The organism is Lipingzhangella halophila (assembly GCF_014203805.1).
Taxonomy (GTDB): Bacteria; Actinomycetota; Actinomycetes; order Streptosporangiales; family Streptosporangiaceae; genus Lipingzhangella; species Lipingzhangella halophila.
Genome location: NZ_JACHJT010000001.1, coordinates 4,460,439 through 4,476,411 on the forward strand (window position 1 = coordinate 4,460,439; position 15,973 = coordinate 4,476,411).

Here is a 15,973-nt window from a genome sequence, read left to right on the forward strand (position 1 = left end):
CCGATCCGCCGCACCACCGTCCACTCGCAACTATCCCCCGAATGAGCGCTAATCGAAGCGCTTCGACTCCCACTAAGGAGTACTGATGCACACGAAACCCGCCAACGGTACCCGCAGGCTTCGCGCGCCCTCCGCGCTGATGGCGGCCGGGCTGCTCACTCTGGGCACCGCCTGTTCGGCCAGCGACGACGGTGACGTCACCACGCTCACGTCCATCGACTACAACCTCGCCGAGCCGCAGAACGGCTCCACCCAGGCCATGCTGGACGAGTGCGGTGAGCAGGCCGGGGTGGAGATCGAGCGCGACGCCCAGCCCCGCGACCAGCTCATGCCCAGCCTGCTCCAGGGGGCCTCCCAGCAGGAGCTGCCCGACCTGATGCTGATCGACAACCCCGACCTGCCCCAGGTGGCGGCCACCGGGGCGCTGCTGCCGCTCGAAGAGGCCGGCGTCGACACCGACGGCTTCTACGACAGCGCGCTGGAGATCGGCCGCCACGACGACACCCTCTACGGGATCACCGCCGGGGTGAACGGCCTGGCCCTGTTCACCAACACCGCCATGCTCGAGGACGCCGACGTGGACCCGCCGGCCACCTGGGAGGAGCTCAGCGACGCCGCCGACGAACTCACCGAGGGCGACACCAGCGGGTACGCGTTCTCGGCCATCGGACACGAGGAGGGCACCTTCAACTTCGAGCCGTTCCTGTGGAGCAACGGCGGAAGCCTCACCGAGCTGGACTCTCCGGAGGCGGTCGAGGCACTGGACTTCTGGTCGCGGATGGTCGAGGACGGCTCCGTCTCCCAGTCGGTCGTGAACTGGTCCCAGGCCGACGTCAACGACCAGTTCCTCGGTGAGCACGTCGCCATGATGGTCAACGGTTCCTGGCAGATCCCGGTCCTCGACGAAGAGGGCCTGGAGTACGGCGTCTCCCCGCTGCCGGTACCCGAGTCCGGAGACGACCCCGCCACGCCGATGGGCGGTGAGGTGTGGGCGGTCGCCCAGAACGGCGGCGAGCGCGAGGAACTCGCCGTCGAGGTCCTCCAGTGCCTGCTCGGCGACGACAACCTGACCGAGTGGGCGGAGCTGAACGCCTACGTCCCGGCGAAGGAGGACCTGGCCGACCAGATGGCCGAGGACAACCCGGAGATGGCGCCGTTCGTCGAGTCGGTTCCCACCGCCCAGTCCCGCACCGCCGAGCTGGGCGAGGACTACCCGGAGGTCTCCGGCGCGATCGCCGATGCCATCCAGGAGGCGCTGGCCGGGTCCGGTTCGGCCGAGGAGGCCCTCGGCCAGGCGCAGCAGTCGGTACCGACGTCCTGATGGTCGCCCGAATCGGATTCGTCGCGCCGATCGTCGTCTACCTGGTTCTGTTCTTCGGGTACCCGCTCGTCTCGAACATCACGATGGCGATGCGGGAGTTCACCGCGGCGTCCTTCTACACCGGCGAGGCGCCCTTCGTCGGATTCGAGAACTACGCCGCGGTGATCGGCGATCCCGTGTTCGGTACAGCGCTGCTGAACACCGCCGTGTTCACCATCGCCTCGCTGGCGTTCCAGTTCGCCATCGGGCTGGGCCTGGCGGTGTTCTTCCAGCGCTACTTCCCGCTCAACGGGGTGCTGCGCTCGCTGCTGCTGCTCCCCTGGCTGCTGCCGCTGGTCGTGTCGGGCACCGTGTGGCGGTGGATCTACGACCAGGAGTACGGCGTGCTCAACCAGGTCCTGCTGGGCGCGGGAGTGATCGACACGGCCATGCCCTGGCTGTCCAGCACCTCCATGGCGCTCACAGCGGTGACGGTCGCCAACATCTGGGTCGGCATCCCGTTCAACATGGTCATCCTCTACGGCGGTCTCCAGGGGATCCCCGCCCAGCTCTACGAGGCGGCGGCACTGGACGGCGCCGGCCCGTGGAAACGGTTCAGCGCCGTCACCTGGCCGCTGCTGCGCCCGGTGAGCGCGGTGGTGCTGATGCTCGGCCTCGTGTACACGCTGAAGGTCTTCGACGTGATCATGGTGCTCACCCAGGGCGGCCCGGCCAACGCCACCCAGACCCTGACCACCTGGTCCTACTCCCTGTCGTTCCAGGACCTGGACTTCGGCGCGGGGGCGGCCACCGGCAACATGCTGATCCTCCTCGCCCTGGTGTTCGCGGTCTTCTACCTGCGTTCGACCCGGCAGTCCGCGGGTGCCGCGGCCCGGGAGGCACCTCGCCGGCGGGTCCCGCGCCTACCGCGCGGCCGCTCGGCGACCGGCGGGGCGCGCGCTTCCGTGGCCGCGGCGGGAGAGCCCTCTGCCACCGAGCAGGAAAGGAGCTAGCCGTGGCCGTGCACATGCGCGTCCGGCGGGCATTCCGCACCGTCATCGCCATCATGATCGTCGGAGTACTGCTCTTCCCGCTGTACTGGATGGTCAACGCGTCGCTGCAGCCGAGCTCCGCCCTGCTGGAGACACCGCCGCGCTGGTTCCCTGTTGGCGGCACCCTCGACGGCTACCGCCAGGCCCTCCAATCGCAGGGCCGCCCGCTGATCAACAGCATGGTCATCGCCGCGGGGACGGTGCTGCTCACGCTGGTGCTCTCGGTGCCGGCGGCCTACGCGCTCAGCCGGTTCCGGCTGCCGGGTGCGGGGGCGCTGCTGTTCGCCCTGCTGCTGGTGCAGATGATCCCCGGAATCGTGATGGCGAACTCGCTCTACGCCGTGATGAACCAGGCTGGCATCCTCGGCACCCACGCGGCCCTGATCCTGGCCGACTCCACCCTGGCGGTGCCGTTCGCCGTGCTGATCCTGCGGGCGTTCATGGTGACCGTCCCGGCCGAGCTGGGCGAGGCGGCCATGGTCGACGGCGCCGGACAGGCCCGGATCCTGTGGTCGGTGATCCTGCCCGTGAGCCGCAACGCCGTCATCACCGCGGGGTTGTTCGGTTTCCTGTTCGCCTGGGCGGACTTCCTGTTCGCGGTGACCCTGAACTCCGACGACCGGATCATGCCGGTCACCGTCGGTATCTACCGGTTCATCGGCGCGCACACCGCCAACTGGAACGGCGTCATGGCCACGGGGGTCATCGCCTCGATACCCGCCGCCATTCTGATCATCGCCGCCCAGCGCTACGTGGCCGCGGGAGTGACCGGCGGGGCGCTCAAGGACTGACCCGCGCCGCCGCGAGCCGGCGGACCACCGTTGCCGCCAACACCCCAGTCACCCCTGCGCACCCCGCGCCCGCCGCGGGCACGGTCGCGCGGGGGCGCGATCCAGACTCCACCGCACACAGTCACGGCCCGAGAAGGCCACAAGGAAAGGAAACCGCGTGCTGCACGAAACCGACGGCGGTCTCGAATGGCACGGCGGCCACCAGGTCGTCCGTGTCGAACCCTGGGGAAGCGGCAGCGTCCGGGTGCGGGCGGGCCTCTCCGTCCTGCGCTCGGATGTTCCCGGCGCGCTCGGCGAGCGCCCGGTCGCCGACGCGTCGATCCGCATCGACGGCGAGAGCGCCCGGCTGGTCAATGGCGCCATCACCGTCGAGGTCTCCGAGACCGGACTGCTGCGTTTCCTGCGCAGCGAGTCGGACGAGGAGCTGCTGGCCGAGCAGCGGGCCCATTTCTGGTGGCCGGGGTCGCGCGTGTTCACCTCGACCGGCAACGGCTACTACCGCATTGACCAGCACTTCGCGAGCTACGGCGGTGAACGGCTCTTCGGGCTCGGCCAGCACACCCACGGCCTGCTCGACCAGAAGGGGACGGTGGTCGACCTGGTCCAGCGCAACGCCGAGGTCACCATCCCGTTCCTGGTCTCGTCGCGCGGGTACGGCCTGCTGTGGAACAGCCCTGCTGTGGGCCGGGTCGAGCTCGCCGAGAACGGAACCCGCTGGAGTTCCGACAGCGCGCGCCAGATCGACTACTGGGTGACCGCCGGCGAGGACCCGGCGGCGATCCTGGCCAACTATGCCGACGCGACCGGGCACGCGCCGATGCTGCCCGAGTGGGCCTCCGGGTTCTGGCAGTGCAAGCTGCGGTACAGGACACAGGACGAGTTGATGGAGGTGGCCCGTGAACACCGGCGCCGCGGCCTGCCGCTCTCGGTGATCGTGAGCGACTTCTTCCACTGGACGCATCTGGGTGACTGGCGCTTCGACCCGGCCGAGTGGCCCGATCCCGCCGCCATGGTTGAGGAGCTGCGCGAGATGGGCACCGAGCTGATGGTGTCGGTGTGGCCATCGGTCAGCCCGCTCAGTGAGAACTACGCGGACATGATGCGCCGCGGCCTGCTCGTGGCGACCGAGCAGGGCCCGCCCGTACACGCCGACTGGGCCGACAAGGGCGTCGACTCCAAGGTCCAGGTGTCCTTCTACGACCCCACGAACCCGGCCGCGCGGTCCTACCTCTGGGACCGGATCAGGGAGAACTACCACGCCCTCGGCATTCGTGTGTGGTGGCTGGACGCCTGCGAGCCCGAGATCAAACCCGGCCACCCCTCGAACCTGCGGTACCACGCCGGCCCCGGCACGGAGGTCGGCAACATCTACCCGGCCGAACACGCCCGGGGTTTCTACGAGGGCATGCGCGCCGAGGGCGAGACCGAGATCATCACCCTGTGCCGGTCGGCGTGGGCGGGCAGCCAGCGGTACGGCGCCGCCCTGTGGTCGGGGGACATCCCGGCGACGTTCGCTTCGTTGCGGACCCAGGTGCGGGCCGGGCTGAACGTCGCGATGTCGGGTATCCCGTGGTGGACCACCGACATCGGCGGGTTCCACGGCGGCGACCAGGATTCCGCGGAGTTCCGGGAGCTGCTGGTGCGCTGGTTCCAGTACGGCGTGTTCTGCCCGCTGCTGCGCCTGCACGGGTTCCGCGAACCGTTCGCCAACACCCTGCACCCGGGCATGACCGGGGGCCCCAACGAGGTCTGGTCCTACGGCGAAGAGGTCTACGCGCTCCTCAGCGAGCTGCTGTTCCTGCGCGAGCGGCTGCGCCCCTATGTCATGGAGCAGATGCGCCTCGCGCACGAAAACGGCCTGCCTCCGATGCGGCCGCTGTTCGTCGACTTCCCTGGCGACGAGCGCGCATGGGACGTCGACGACGCCTTCCTGTTCGGCCCCGACATCCTGGTGGCTCCGGTCACCGAGTTCGGGTGCCGCGAGCGCGACGTCTACCTGCCCGAGGGCGCGAGCTGGCGCGACCCGTGGAGCGGCCGGACCCACCCGGGTGGTGCCGTGGTGCGCCTGCCCGCTCCGTTGGACCGGGTGCCGGTCCTGCTCCGCGACGACGCCGACCTGCCCCTGGCACCGGCCGGTTCCTGACAGCGGCCGGCCCCCGCAGGGGGCGGGCCGCCCCGCCGCGGGCGCGGCGGGGCGGCCCTACAGCAACCGTCGCGCCCGGGCGTTCGGGAAGCGCGCGTGGCGGTCCCAGTTCCCGTTCAGTACAGCTGCTCGGCCTGGTACGAGCCGTAGTACCGCTCAAGTTCCTCGATGGGCGTATCGGGCTGTTCGAGCTTCTTGGCGATCTGCGCTCGGGACTCGACGACGTCCGGCTCCCAGGTCGCGGGCTTCCAGAGCTCGGAGCGCAGGAAGGCCTTCGAGCAGTGGTGGAAGACCGTGTCGATCTCGACGACCAGGGCCATCAGCGGCCGGCGCTCCTTGACCGCGAGGTCGTCCAGGAAGGGCGCGTCGCGAACGAGGCGGGCGCGACCGTTGACCCGCAGTGTGTCGCCGCGCCCGGGGATCAGGAAGACCAGTCCCACGTGCGGGTTGGACAGGACGTTGCGGAAACCGTCCGCCCGGCGGTTCCCCGGCCGCTCGGGGATGGCGATCGTGGTGTCGTCGAGGACGTGCACGAGCTTGCCAGCGGGGTCGCCCTTGGGTGAGACGTCGCAGTTTCCGGCGGTGTCCGATGTGGCGACCAGGCAGAACGGGGATTCCGCGAGCCAGGTGCGGTCCAGGTCGCTCAGAGCCGCGCGCTCCTTGTCGAGGGCCCGTTGTTTCGCCTCGCCGAGGATCTCCTGCAGTTCCGCCTCGCTGGAGATCTCGGTCCACTCACGGGTGTCAGCCCCCACGGCCACTCCTCTCATCAGCCATCACCGGACCGCGAGTACAGCCCGCACCGAGCCTACGCTGGCGCCCTCTCCCTGACCACCGAGCCTGGCCACGGCCGGGCCGGGACCACGCCGCCTGTTCGCCACCGCTGTCGGAACCGCTGGTCCACGCGGTGCTGGCGTGCGCGGCTCCCCTGCTCCGGCGGCGTTGCGGATGCGGGGCGACGTGCCGGAGGGTGTCCTCTGGGCGGAACCCGGCTACGCGGGCGGTTCCGGCCGGCCCGCGCAACGGCTCCGTCCCCGTCCGGGCCCGCACAACGGAAGGGCCGCTCCCCACGCAAGGAGCGGCCTTTTCGTTTCGGTTCGGACCGGGGCGCTCACGCGCCGGCTGGTGGGCCGGGGCCGGGTCCGAACCCCGCCGCGAGGTTGCCCCCGGTCATCACGCCGCCGGCGCCGCCGCGGGCTGCTCCCGGTCCTTGGCCGCGGAGGCGGGCGTTGCGGCCTCGGCGGTTCCGTCGTTGCCCTCCAGCGCGCGGAAGCGGCGCAGCCGCAGGCTGTTGCTCACCACGAAGACGCTGGAGAGCGCCATGGCCGCACCGGCGATCATCGGGTTGAGCAGCCCCGCCGCGGCCAGCGGAATGGCCATGACGTTGTAGGCGAAAGCCCAGAACAGGTTGGTCTTGATCGTGCGCAGGGTGGCGCGCGAAAGCCGGATCGCGTCGGCGGCGGCGCGCAGGTCGCCCCGCACCAGGGTGAGGTCGCCCGCCTCGATCGCGACGTCGGTCCCGGTTCCCATTGACAGCCCCAGATCGGCCTGGGCGAGGGCGGCAGCGTCGTTGACGCCGTCGCCGACCATCGCCACCGCCTTCCCCTCGGACTGCAGCCGCCTGACGACGCCGACCTTCTCCTCGGGCAGGACCTCGGCGATAACCGTGGTGCCGCCGGGGTCGATGCCCACGTTGGCGGCCACCGACCGGGCCACCGCGGTGTTGTCGCCGGTCAGCAGGATCGGGGTGAGTCCGAGGTCGCGGAACTGCCGGATCGCCCGGGCGCTGGTCGGCTTGACCGCGTCGGCCACGACCAGGATCGCGCGTGCCGTACCGTCCCAGCCCACCGAGATCACAGTGTGCCCGTCGTCCTCGGCCGCCGCCTTGGCCCGTTCCAGTTCCGCGGGCAGGTGCTGGTCCCACTCGGCCAGCAGCGAGGCCCGCCCCACGAGAATCCGGTGCCCTTCGACGGTGCCCCGCACGCCCCTGCCCTCGATGTTGCCGAAGTCGTCCACCGAGGGCAGGTCGCCGGCGCGTTGCGCGGCGCCCGTGGCAACGGCCTGCGCGATCGGGTGCTCGGAGGCGTTCTCCAGCGCACCGGCCAGCCGCAGAACCTCCTCCTCCCGCTGGCCCTCCGCGACGTGCACGTCCAGCAGCGCCATCTGCCCACTGGTGACCGTTCCGGTCTTGTCGAGCACGACGGTGTCGACCCGGCGGGTGCTCTCCAGCACCTCGGGGCCCTTGATGAGGATGCCCATCTGGGCGCCGCGGCCGGTGCCCACCATCAGGGCCAACGGTGTGGCGAGCCCCATTGCGCACGGGCACGCGATGATCAGCACCGCGACCGAGGCGGTGAAGGCCGCGGCGACACCGTTCCCGCTGACCAGCCAGAACACCAGCGTGCCGAGCGCGACCAGGATCGCGGCCGGGACGAACACCCCCGAGACCCGGTCGGCCAGGCGCTGGACAGCGGCCTTGCCGTTCTGTGCCTCCTCGACCAGCTTGGCCATCTGGGCCAGTTGGGTGTCGGATCCGACCCGGGTGGCGCGCACCACCAGTCGGCCGCCGGAGTTGACGGTGGCCCCGACGACCGCGGCGCCCGCGGAGACCTCGACCGGCACGGACTCGCCGGTGAGCATGCTCATGTCCACGGCCGACGTGCCCTCTTCGACCACGCCGTCGGTGGCGACCTTCTCGCCGGGCCGCACGACGAACCGCTCCCCCACTGCCAGCCGCTCGACCGGGATCCGCTCCTCGCGCCCGCCGCGCAGCACGGTGACGTCCCTGGCGCCCAGCTCCAGGAGTGAGCGCAGCGCGGCGCCGGCACGGCGCTTGGAGCGCGCCTCGAAGTACTTGCCGAGCAGGATCGCGGCAACGACTCCCGCGGCGACCTCCAGGTAGATGTTCGAGGCGCCGTCACCGCGGCTGATGGTGAGCTCGAAGGGGTGCACCATGCCCGGTGTCCCTGCTGTTCCCAGGAACAGCGCGTACAGCGACCACACGAACGCCGCGGAGGTGCCCATGGACACCAGGGTGTCCATGGTGGCCGTGCCCTGCTTGAGGTTCTTCCAGGCCCCGATGTGGAAGGGCGCCGCTCCCCACACGATCACCGGGGCGGTGAGCGTGAGCGCGGCCCACTGCCAGTAGGTGAACTGCCACGCCGGAACCATGGACAGCACGATCACCGGTACCGCCAGGGCCACGCTGATGATCGCCCGCTGGCGCAGCGCGTGCAGCGCCGTGCCCTCGGCGTCCCCGACGTCGCTGGCTGTGTCGGTGTCTCCGCCGGTCGAGGCCCGCGCCGGCGCGGGCAGCTCGGCGCCGTAGCCCGCCTTCTCCACCTGGGCGATGAGGTCCCCGGCCGCGAGAGAGGTGTCCGGATCGAGGCGCACCCGAGCCTTCTCGGTCGCGAAGTTGACCGCGGCGGTGACCCCGTCGAGCTTATTGAGCTTGCGCTCGATCCGGTTCGCGCACGCGGCGCACGTCATACCGCTGATGGCCAGCTCTACCTGGTCGCTGGCCACATCTGCCGCTTCGGTCTCGCCCATCACCAGACTCCTACCCTGCCACGCGTACGCCGCTGTACCGGAAATTCGTTGCCGGTCTCGGTCTCGCCGGACCCGGTGCCGGAAGCGCCGGTCAGCGCCCCTCAACCGCGTAGCCGGCCTCTTCGACCGCGGCGCGGATGGCGGCGTCCCCGGCACGGCCGTCGCTGGTCACCGAGAGCAGTCCCGACGCCAGGTCGACATCCACTCCGGTGACGCCCGCGACCTCACCCACCTCCTCGGTAACCGACTTGACGCAGTGCTCGCAGGACATCCCGCTCACTGTGTAGCGAGCGGTAACTGGTGTGTTGTTCCCGTCGTCGACGTCAGCCATCGCGAACTCCTCCCGGTCTCGCACTACGGGCGCTTCCCGTGCAGAGACATTGATACCATACCCCCCCTCCGTATTCAAGGGCGAGTTGCGGGCCGCTCACCAGCGATTCGGCGCGGACCAGCCGGCCTCAACCGGCATGCCGGCACTCCGCCGCAGCGCAAGTACCCGAATACCCCCGTGCGTATACGGCGGCATCACTCGGCGAACGAGGCAACAGATACGGCCCGGGGGTGGGAAAGCCGCGCGGCGGGGGCCGCATCGCAAGAACGGCGACCCATGCGGCGCGAGGGTCGAGGCGGGTACCCGGGGCCCTCCTCGACCCGTCGCCGGCGCGGGTGGGCGTCCCGCTGGCCCGCGCTGGCCTCAGCCCTCGCGCAGCACCGCCCGCAGCCGCGGGGCGAACCGCTCGGGGTCCTCGGCGAAGCCGATGTGGCCGCCGGGGAACATCGTCGGGGCGGTTCCGAGCTCCTCAGCGAGAGCCTTGGAGGTGCGCTCGCAGAGCTCCCCCGCGGAGTCCTCGCCGATCCCCACCACGACGCGGGTCGCCGCCGAGCGCAACTTGGAGATGTCGGGACGCCATCTCGTGGTCGGGCGCAGCATGTGCGCGTACTGGAAGTGTTCGTCGGCGATGTCCTGCGGGTCGCGTTCCCCGCCGACCATCTGCTCGATCACCTCCTCGGGCAACGTGATGTTGGCGGTGTCCAGGAACTTGCGGAAGGCGCCGACAGTGTCACCAGAGAGGTAGGTGGCGATCATGTCCTCGGTCCGCTCGCGGAGCTCCTCGCGGTCGTCGAGCAGCTCGTCCAGCGGCGGCTCGTGCGCGATGGCGGTGTGGACCAGCTCCGGGTGGGCCTGGACAAGGGCCAGGGCGCTGACGGCGCCGCCGCTGGAGCCCAGGACCGCGGCGGGCCCGGTGCCGACGTGGCTCACGAGCCGGGCGAGGTCGTCGGCCCGCATCTCCGGGGTGGCGTCCTGGTCGGGATCGTCGACCGGGCTGCGGTTGATCCCTCGGGGGTCGGTGGTGAGCACGGTGTGGTCAGTGGCGAGCAGGTCCGCCAGCGACGCGAAGGGCCGCGCGTCCATCGGGGCGCCAACCAGCACCACGAGGGGACCCGTGCCGCGTGTCTCGTAGTACAACCGGGCACCCGGCACGTCGAGGGTGTGGGCCGTGGGAGCGGTCGTCGTGCTGTTCATCGGGGTCCTCCTCGTGGACGCCGTAGTGGTCTGTCACAAAGGGGACTCCCAGCGCATGGCAGAATCGTCGGATGTGAGCCAAGATTCTTCCGAGCCGGCGGAGAGCACCGCGACGGAGGACACCGAGGAGTCCGACCTGATCCGGGCACGCGGCGGCGACAGCGACGTGTTCGACCGCCTTGTGGCGCCCCTGCGCCGGGAGCTCCACGCGCACTGCTACCGCATGCTGGGCTCCACCCACGACGCCGACGACGCCGTGCAGGAAGCCCTGCTGCGAGCGTGGCGCGGGCTCGCACGCTTCGAGGGGCGCAGCTCACTGCGCTCGTGGCTGTACACCGTGGCCACCCGCACCTGCCTGGACAGCATCGAGAGCCGCGGACGGCGGGCGTTGCCCATCGACCTCGGCCCGTCCAGTGACCGCGCCGTGGTCGACGACACCCCGGTGACCGACGTCGCCTGGCTCGGCCCCTACCCCGACGTGGGCCTCGGCGATGGGCGTGCCGCGCCGGACGCGCGTTACGAGCAGCGCGAGGCGGTCGAGCTCGCGTTCGTCGCCGCCCTGCAGCATCTGCCGGGCAATCAGCGGGCGGCGCTGCTGCTCTTCGAGGTGCTCGGGTTCTCCGCCGCCGAGATCGCCACCATGATGGACACCTCGACCACGTCGGTGAACTCCGCGCTCGCACGCGCCCGCGTGGTCGTCACGAAGCGGGTGCCCGCGCCCACCCAGCAGCAGACACTGCGCGCGGTCGGTGACGCCCGGCTGCGGGAGATCGTGTCCGGTTACACCACCGCGCTGGAACACGGCGACGGCGACGCCCTCGTCGCACTACTGACTGAGGACGTCACCTGGTCGATGCCACCGCGGCCGCACTGGTACCACGGCATCGACGCCGTCACCGACTTCGCCGTGCGTGTCCCGCTGACCGGCTGCGGCTCCTGGCGGCACAGCACGACCACCGCGAACGGCCAGCCGGCGGTCGGGCACTACCTCTGGGACGAGGCCGCCGGCGCGCACCTGAGCTGGTCGGTCACCGTGCTGGCGCTGCGTGGCGAGCGGATCAGCGAACTCACGTCCTTCATCGGCCCCGAGCATTTCGCCCCGTTCGGGCTGCCCGACTCACTGCCCTGACCTGAGGGCTCGCCGGCATCGCGGAGTTCACCGCCCGCGCAGCCGCCCCAGGAGGTAGCCCGCTCCGAGACCGAGCGCCGCGGCCAGTACGGGGGCCGCCGCCCTGCGCAGGACGGGAAGCACGACGAGACGCGAGACGTCGGGGCCGGCGCACCCACTAGGCCCGCCCGTGGGACCGAGGGCCCAGATTCGGTCCCAGTTGGCGCGGTGACATATGAACCTGTGGACCCTAGTGCGGCAGGTCAGCGCTGTGTGAGGCTTTCTTCTGGGTGAAGGGAGCGGAGATGGCGCTACGAGCAAGCCGCGACTCCGATCGCGGGGCATCCTTCGTCAGCTACGCCGCGTTGGTCATGCTCGTCAGCGTGGTGGCGGCGGCCGTCCTGGGGACCGCGGACATCCCCACGGCCACCGCCACCCTCTACCACAACGCCGTATGTGCCGTAGGGGGCGACGACGAGGACTGCGAAGGCGCCGCGCTACCTCCTGAGTATGAGGAGGAAGAAGAGCAGGTCGAACTGGTGATCACCGTCTCCTCGAACGCCGGCGCGCCCTCCGAACGCTGGACCCTGACCTGTTCCCCGGCCGGTGGCAGCCATCCGGACCCGGAAGCGGCGTGCGCGGCCCTGCAGGCGGCCGACCACACGATGCCCGAGCCTGTCTCGGACGGCGAACTCTGCACCAGGCAACTCGGGTCGAGCACGGCGACCGTCAGCGGCAGCATCGGCGACACCGAGATCAACGAGGAGTTCGACCAGCGCGGCGGGTGCGAGATCGCGCGCTGGGAGGAGCTGGGCTCCGTGCTCTCCCCATGAGCCTCGCCCCGAAGAGGCGCCACGGGGTGCCTCCCGGTCCGGCGGGGACCTCATCCAGGCTCCCCCGCTCACTCGGGTACTCACCTGGGCCGGGTCTCACAGTCAGCCGCCCTACGGCACGACCTACGGCCCTCACCCGGCGGCCCGGCCGGGCGAGGGCCTGAAACCATCTCGCCCTGGGGGAAACCCCGGCCGCGCATCGACGTCAACGCCACCGACCGCGATCAGGACGCCGAGCTCGAACGCCTCCCGGCCGCCGGGGCCGTACCCGCCGATCGTGCCCAGCACGGGTCGATCCCGCTGGTCGCGGGCCGAACTCCTGGACCGCCGGGCGGCCTCGGTCACCTCGTAAAGCTGGGGCCGGACCGTAGCGGGGCGTTCATTGGCGCTGCCCGCTCAGGATTCGCTGGACGAGGTCGTCGGTGAGGGTGCCGAACCCGGTTGCGGCCCACACGCTCTCCTCCGCCGGCAGCTCGTAGTACGGCACAGAGGCCCCCTCGTGGTCAGCCGGTAGCACGGTGGGCCGAACCCGGTTGCGCACAGCCTTGGCGCAATCGGCGCACAGCGGAACACGGATGCTGCGGGTGCCGCCGAACTCCCGCCATTGCACCGAGCGGGTCTGGCTACCGTGCAGCGGATTGGCGTAGCAGGGCTGGCGCGGCGCACCGCGCCCGGCAAGGGCGTCCTCGGCCAGGTCCAGCAACACCAGAACGCCGGCCGCGTCGGCCAGGGTGGGCCCCTGGGCCACCATCCGGTCATGCACACGCGCGGCGGCGTCCCGGGCGTCCAAGGCGCGCGACAGGTGCCGCTCGGGCACGCCGCTCGCCGAGCTGAGCCGCTCGCCGAGCTCGATGAGGTCGCGTTCGCCACGCTCCACCAGGGATTCCAGCTGGGCACGATCGGCGTTGTCGAACGCGGCGTGCTGCGGGACCGCATCGGGGGAACCGCGGCGGCGCAGCAGCAGGAATCCCACCCCGGCCAGCAGCACCACGACGCCGATTCCGGCGGCCCACAGCACCCACCCTCTCTGCCCCAAGAAGAGTGGGGAGTACTCCGGTGCCCGGTCCTCGTAGTCGGCCGTCGCCTGCTCGTAGCCGGCCTCGGGGTCGTCGGAGAAGGCGACCTCCACGGCCGATTCCACCCGGTCGGCTATCGAAACACCCTCGGTACCCCTGTGGATGGAGTCGGAGGCCAGGCCACCGTAGAAGGCCGCTTGGGCGGCCTCGGAGCCGAAGTCCTCGCCGGTCACGCTGCCTTCATAGCTCTGTTCGTAGGCCAGGAAGTGCCGCTCTCCGGCGCCCATGCGGTCGTTCACGGCGCTGAGCAGCGCTTCGGGGTCGCCGTCCCAGGCGTCACCCGAGGCCAGCGGAATCGCGATGACGTACAGCTCCATGGGGCCATCCGCGATCAGCTCCTCGATGCGCTCGCGGTCGGCCTCGGGGAACGCGGTGTCGTAGGCCGGGTCCACATAGATCGGAGAGTCGGCCAGGGCCTCAGCGATCTCCTCGGCGGGAGTGGCCGCCGAGTCGCCGGTGTCCGGCTTGGACGACTCGTCGGCCGCGGCCGGGACCGGGACCGGGGCAAGCAGTACCGCCAGCGACGCCAGCACCGCGGCGACTCGGGCTCTAGCTGACATGGTGCTCCTTCAACAGTGCCTCGACCATGCGGCGGGGGTTCTCGGCTCCGAAGCGGTTGCGGATCCAGGGGTTGCTCGGCTTGGAGTCGTAGGGATGCGCGGTGCTGCCCGAGCGCAGCCGCAGCGTGCGCGCGGCACGCGCGTCGGATCCCCGTGCCGCGCAGTCCGCGCACAGGTTGGCCTGGCCGGACCGGCCCGCCCCGGATCCGCGCTCGGTGGCCCAAGGGTGGAGCGGGTTCACCGCGCACGGCCCTTGCCCGGTGGCGGTCGGATTTTCGGCCTCGGCCAGCACCCGCCGGGCCAGCACCACCACCCCCAGCAGGTCCAGCGTTCCGGGATCGGCGTCCATGACCAGCAGCGCGGCGTCGGCCTGCGGCAAGAGTTCCTCGGGGAGGTCCCCCTCCCGGCGGGCCAGCAGAGCGCGCAACCGTCCGGTCTCTCTCGTGGCCAGGCGGCGCAGAACGCGGTCGCCGACGATTCTGCCGCCGCCGCGCCACACCCGGAGCGCGTACACCGCCAACCAGACCAGGCCGATGACCGCGGGACCCACCAACAGGCCGAACATCAGGAACCCGGGCGCGACGCCCTCCACCCAGTAGCGCTCCATGCGCGGGGGCGGCGGGCTCGGCTCGTACTCGGCGAACCGCGGCGTGTACTCGCCGCCGGGGGTGAGCTCGACCTCGTCGAGTGCGGCGACGGCCTGGTTCAGGGCGTCGGCCGGGCTGTCCCCCTCGATCCGCTGCAGCGAGGAGCTGAAGGAGTAATCGGCACCCAGGCCATACGTGGCCGCCCCGACAGAGGCGACCTCGCCGGTACCGCGCCCGACCACCAAATAGACACCCTCGCGTTCGGCCACCGCCGCCAGCGCGGCGGCGAGCACCTCGTGGTCCCCTCCGGATTCGTCACCGTTCCCCAGCGGCACCACCGCGGCGTACACCGGCACCGGCGCATCGGGCATCGTCTCGGCCACGCCGTCCAGGCCCTCCCGCGGCAGCTGGACCAGTGGATCGACGTACACGGGCTCCTCGGCCAACCGCTCTGCGACGTGTTCCACGCGCCCGGTGGAGACCACGTAGGGTTCCTCCATGCGGGCGCGCTCCTCGGCGCCGATCACCTCGTGCTCGCCAACCGGCGCGCCGGCCACCCAACCGGCCGGCCCGCTGACCGCCCCCGCGGCGACGACCACGGCGCCCACCCCGACAACAGCGGCCGTCCGGCCGCGGCCCCGGCGCACCAACCGCCACACCCACCATCCGCCCGCGACCACGGTGGCCCCGCCGACGGCTCCGACCAGGAAGCCGAAGTTCTCAGGCCCGTCGCGCCGGCTGGGGTGGAAGTCGGCGAGAGTGTCCGCACGGAACAGCCAGAACCGTTGCTGTTCGGCCAGCAGGTCCTCGGCGACGGCCGGATCGGCCAGAGCCGCGGCCATGACCTCGGCCACATCGGTGGCCGGGGAGTCGTAGTCGAGTTCCGGGTCGGCGTTCGCCGCGTCCATCGCGGCGGTCGCATCGGCCTCAACGCCGTAGGCCTCAACCTCCAGTGGCCGACCTTCCGGCTCCATTACCACGTACAGTCCGTCGGACCCCAGCCGGTCGTGCACCGCCGGCACGATCTCCTGGAGCCCGACCTCGGAGCCCGCCCCAAGGAACGGGGTCACCACCACGTAGTAGGGCAGTCCCAGGTCACCGAAGGTTTCGTGCAGTTCCTCGGCCATCTCCTCGGGCGGCACCGTTCCGCCCACGGCACCGTCGACCACGACCGCACCACCTTCGGGCTGCTCTGCGAGCAGCCCGGCGTAGTGCTCGGCAGGCGTGGTGGACGGTTCGGTCCCGGCCGCGGCCCCGGCCGGGAGGGCGACCAGGAACACGGCCGCCAGGAGGGGGCACAGGGCCGACAGGCGGCGGAAGGAGGGAGACTCGGTCACGGGCTCTGAGGATAGCGGTCCTCCGTGCGGTTGCCCTCGGCCGGGACGCGGGCGAAACGAAACCGTGCCCAACGGCAACACTCTGTCATCACTGGTCAACCCGCCGCTTGGGACA

Annotated in this window: 12 protein-coding genes and 1 pseudogene; 7 read left to right on the forward strand and 6 right to left on the reverse strand. The window is 71.2% G+C overall.

What is annotated here, in order from left to right; genetic code table 11:
• Nucleotides 1-85 precede the first annotated feature (85 nt).
• The 4 genes from F4561_RS20470 to F4561_RS20485 all read left to right on the forward strand — a co-directional run bounded on the left by F4561_RS20470 (nt 86) and on the right by F4561_RS20485 (nt 5,286).
• The gene (locus F4561_RS20470; RefSeq protein WP_184580985.1) at nt 86-1,321 is read left to right on the forward strand and encodes a sugar ABC transporter substrate-binding protein; all 1,236 of its coding nucleotides are present in this window, start codon (nt 86-88) and stop codon (nt 1,319-1,321) included.
• Nucleotides 1,321-2,313: a carbohydrate ABC transporter permease gene (locus tag F4561_RS20475; RefSeq protein WP_184580986.1), complete on the forward strand. Its 993-nt coding sequence runs from the start codon at nt 1,321-1,323 to the stop codon at nt 2,311-2,313. The genes F4561_RS20470 and F4561_RS20475 overlap by 1 nt, the downstream gene beginning before the upstream one ends.
• A gap of 2 nt (nt 2,314-2,315) precedes the next feature.
• Nucleotides 2,316-3,143 carry a carbohydrate ABC transporter permease gene (locus F4561_RS20480; RefSeq protein ID WP_312885394.1) on the forward strand — a complete coding sequence of 276 codons (828 nt, stop codon included), beginning with the start codon at nt 2,316-2,318 and terminating at the stop codon, nt 3,141-3,143.
• 157 nt (nt 3,144-3,300) lie between these two features.
• Nucleotides 3,301-5,286 carry a glycoside hydrolase family 31 protein gene (locus tag F4561_RS20485; RefSeq protein ID WP_184580987.1) on the forward strand — a complete coding sequence of 662 codons (1,986 nt, stop codon included), beginning with the start codon at nt 3,301-3,303 and terminating at the stop codon, nt 5,284-5,286.
• 116 nt (nt 5,287-5,402) lie between these two features.
• Here the strand turns inward: F4561_RS20485 and F4561_RS20490 are convergent, their stop codons facing one another.
• The 4 genes from F4561_RS20490 to F4561_RS20505 all read right to left on the reverse strand — a co-directional run bounded on the left by F4561_RS20490 (nt 5,403) and on the right by F4561_RS20505 (nt 10,357).
• Nucleotides 5,403-6,038 (reverse strand): pyridoxamine 5'-phosphate oxidase family protein, encoded by a 636-nt coding sequence (locus tag F4561_RS20490; protein ID WP_312885395.1) that lies wholly within the window; start codon nt 6,036-6,038, stop codon nt 5,403-5,405.
• Between the two features lie 418 nt (nt 6,039-6,456).
• Nucleotides 6,457-8,832, reverse strand: coding sequence for a heavy metal translocating P-type ATPase (locus tag F4561_RS20495; RefSeq protein WP_184580989.1), 2,376 nt, complete (start codon nt 8,830-8,832; stop codon nt 6,457-6,459).
• A 91-nt stretch (nt 8,833-8,923) separates the two neighbouring features.
• The gene (locus F4561_RS20500) at nt 8,924-9,163 is read right to left on the reverse strand and encodes a heavy-metal-associated domain-containing protein (protein WP_184580990.1); all 240 of its coding nucleotides are present in this window, start codon (nt 9,161-9,163) and stop codon (nt 8,924-8,926) included.
• A 363-nt stretch (nt 9,164-9,526) separates the two neighbouring features.
• On the reverse strand, nt 9,527-10,357 hold the full coding sequence (locus F4561_RS20505) for an alpha/beta fold hydrolase (protein ID WP_184580991.1): 831 nt from the start codon (nt 10,355-10,357) through the stop codon (nt 9,527-9,529).
• A 73-nt stretch (nt 10,358-10,430) separates the two neighbouring features.
• On the opposite strand from F4561_RS20505, the gene F4561_RS20510 reads away from it, so the two are divergent.
• The 3 genes and pseudogenes from F4561_RS20510 to F4561_RS32735 all read left to right on the forward strand — a co-directional run.
• Nucleotides 10,431-11,486, forward strand: coding sequence for a sigma-70 family RNA polymerase sigma factor (locus tag F4561_RS20510; protein WP_312885396.1), 1,056 nt, complete (start codon nt 10,431-10,433; stop codon nt 11,484-11,486).
• Between the two features lie 284 nt (nt 11,487-11,770).
• Nucleotides 11,771-12,298 (forward strand): SSI family serine proteinase inhibitor, encoded by a 528-nt coding sequence (locus F4561_RS20515; RefSeq protein WP_184580992.1) that lies wholly within the window; start codon nt 11,771-11,773, stop codon nt 12,296-12,298.
• Between the two features lie 180 nt (nt 12,299-12,478).
• Nucleotides 12,479-12,589 (forward strand): annotated as a pseudogene (locus F4561_RS32735) (VOC family protein); the annotation flags it as partial.
• 88 nt (nt 12,590-12,677) lie between these two features.
• Here the strand turns inward: F4561_RS32735 and F4561_RS20525 are convergent.
• Nucleotides 12,678-13,934, reverse strand: coding sequence for a cytochrome c-type biogenesis protein (locus tag F4561_RS20525; RefSeq protein ID WP_184580993.1), 1,257 nt, complete (start codon nt 13,932-13,934; stop codon nt 12,678-12,680).
• On the reverse strand, nt 13,924-15,858 hold the full coding sequence (locus tag F4561_RS20530; RefSeq protein WP_184580994.1) for a hypothetical protein: 1,935 nt from the start codon (nt 15,856-15,858) through the stop codon (nt 13,924-13,926). Before F4561_RS20530 ends, F4561_RS20525 begins: the two co-directional genes overlap by 11 nt.
• Nucleotides 15,859-15,973: the final 115 nt, after the last annotated feature.

Bases quoted from the DNA above. Each gene is read 5' to 3' on its own strand.
- F4561_RS20500 (WP_184580990.1), bottom strand. From the start codon at position 9,163: ATGGCTGACGTCGACGACGGGAACAACACACCAGTTACCGCTCGCTAC.
- F4561_RS20525 (WP_184580993.1), bottom strand. From the start codon at position 13,934: ATGTCAGCTAGAGCCCGAGTCGCCGCGGTGCTGGCGTCGCTGGCGGTA.
- F4561_RS20505 (WP_184580991.1), bottom strand. From the start codon at position 10,357: ATGAACAGCACGACGACCGCTCCCACGGCCCACACCCTCGACGTGCCG.
- F4561_RS20475 (WP_184580986.1), top strand. From the start codon at position 1,321: ATGGTCGCCCGAATCGGATTCGTCGCGCCGATCGTCGTCTACCTGGTT.
- F4561_RS20470 (WP_184580985.1), top strand. From the start codon at position 86: ATGCACACGAAACCCGCCAACGGTACCCGCAGGCTTCGCGCGCCCTCC.
- F4561_RS20515 (WP_184580992.1), top strand. From the start codon at position 11,771: ATGGCGCTACGAGCAAGCCGCGACTCCGATCGCGGGGCATCCTTCGTC.
- F4561_RS20495 (WP_184580989.1), bottom strand. From the start codon at position 8,832: ATGGGCGAGACCGAAGCGGCAGATGTGGCCAGCGACCAGGTAGAGCTG.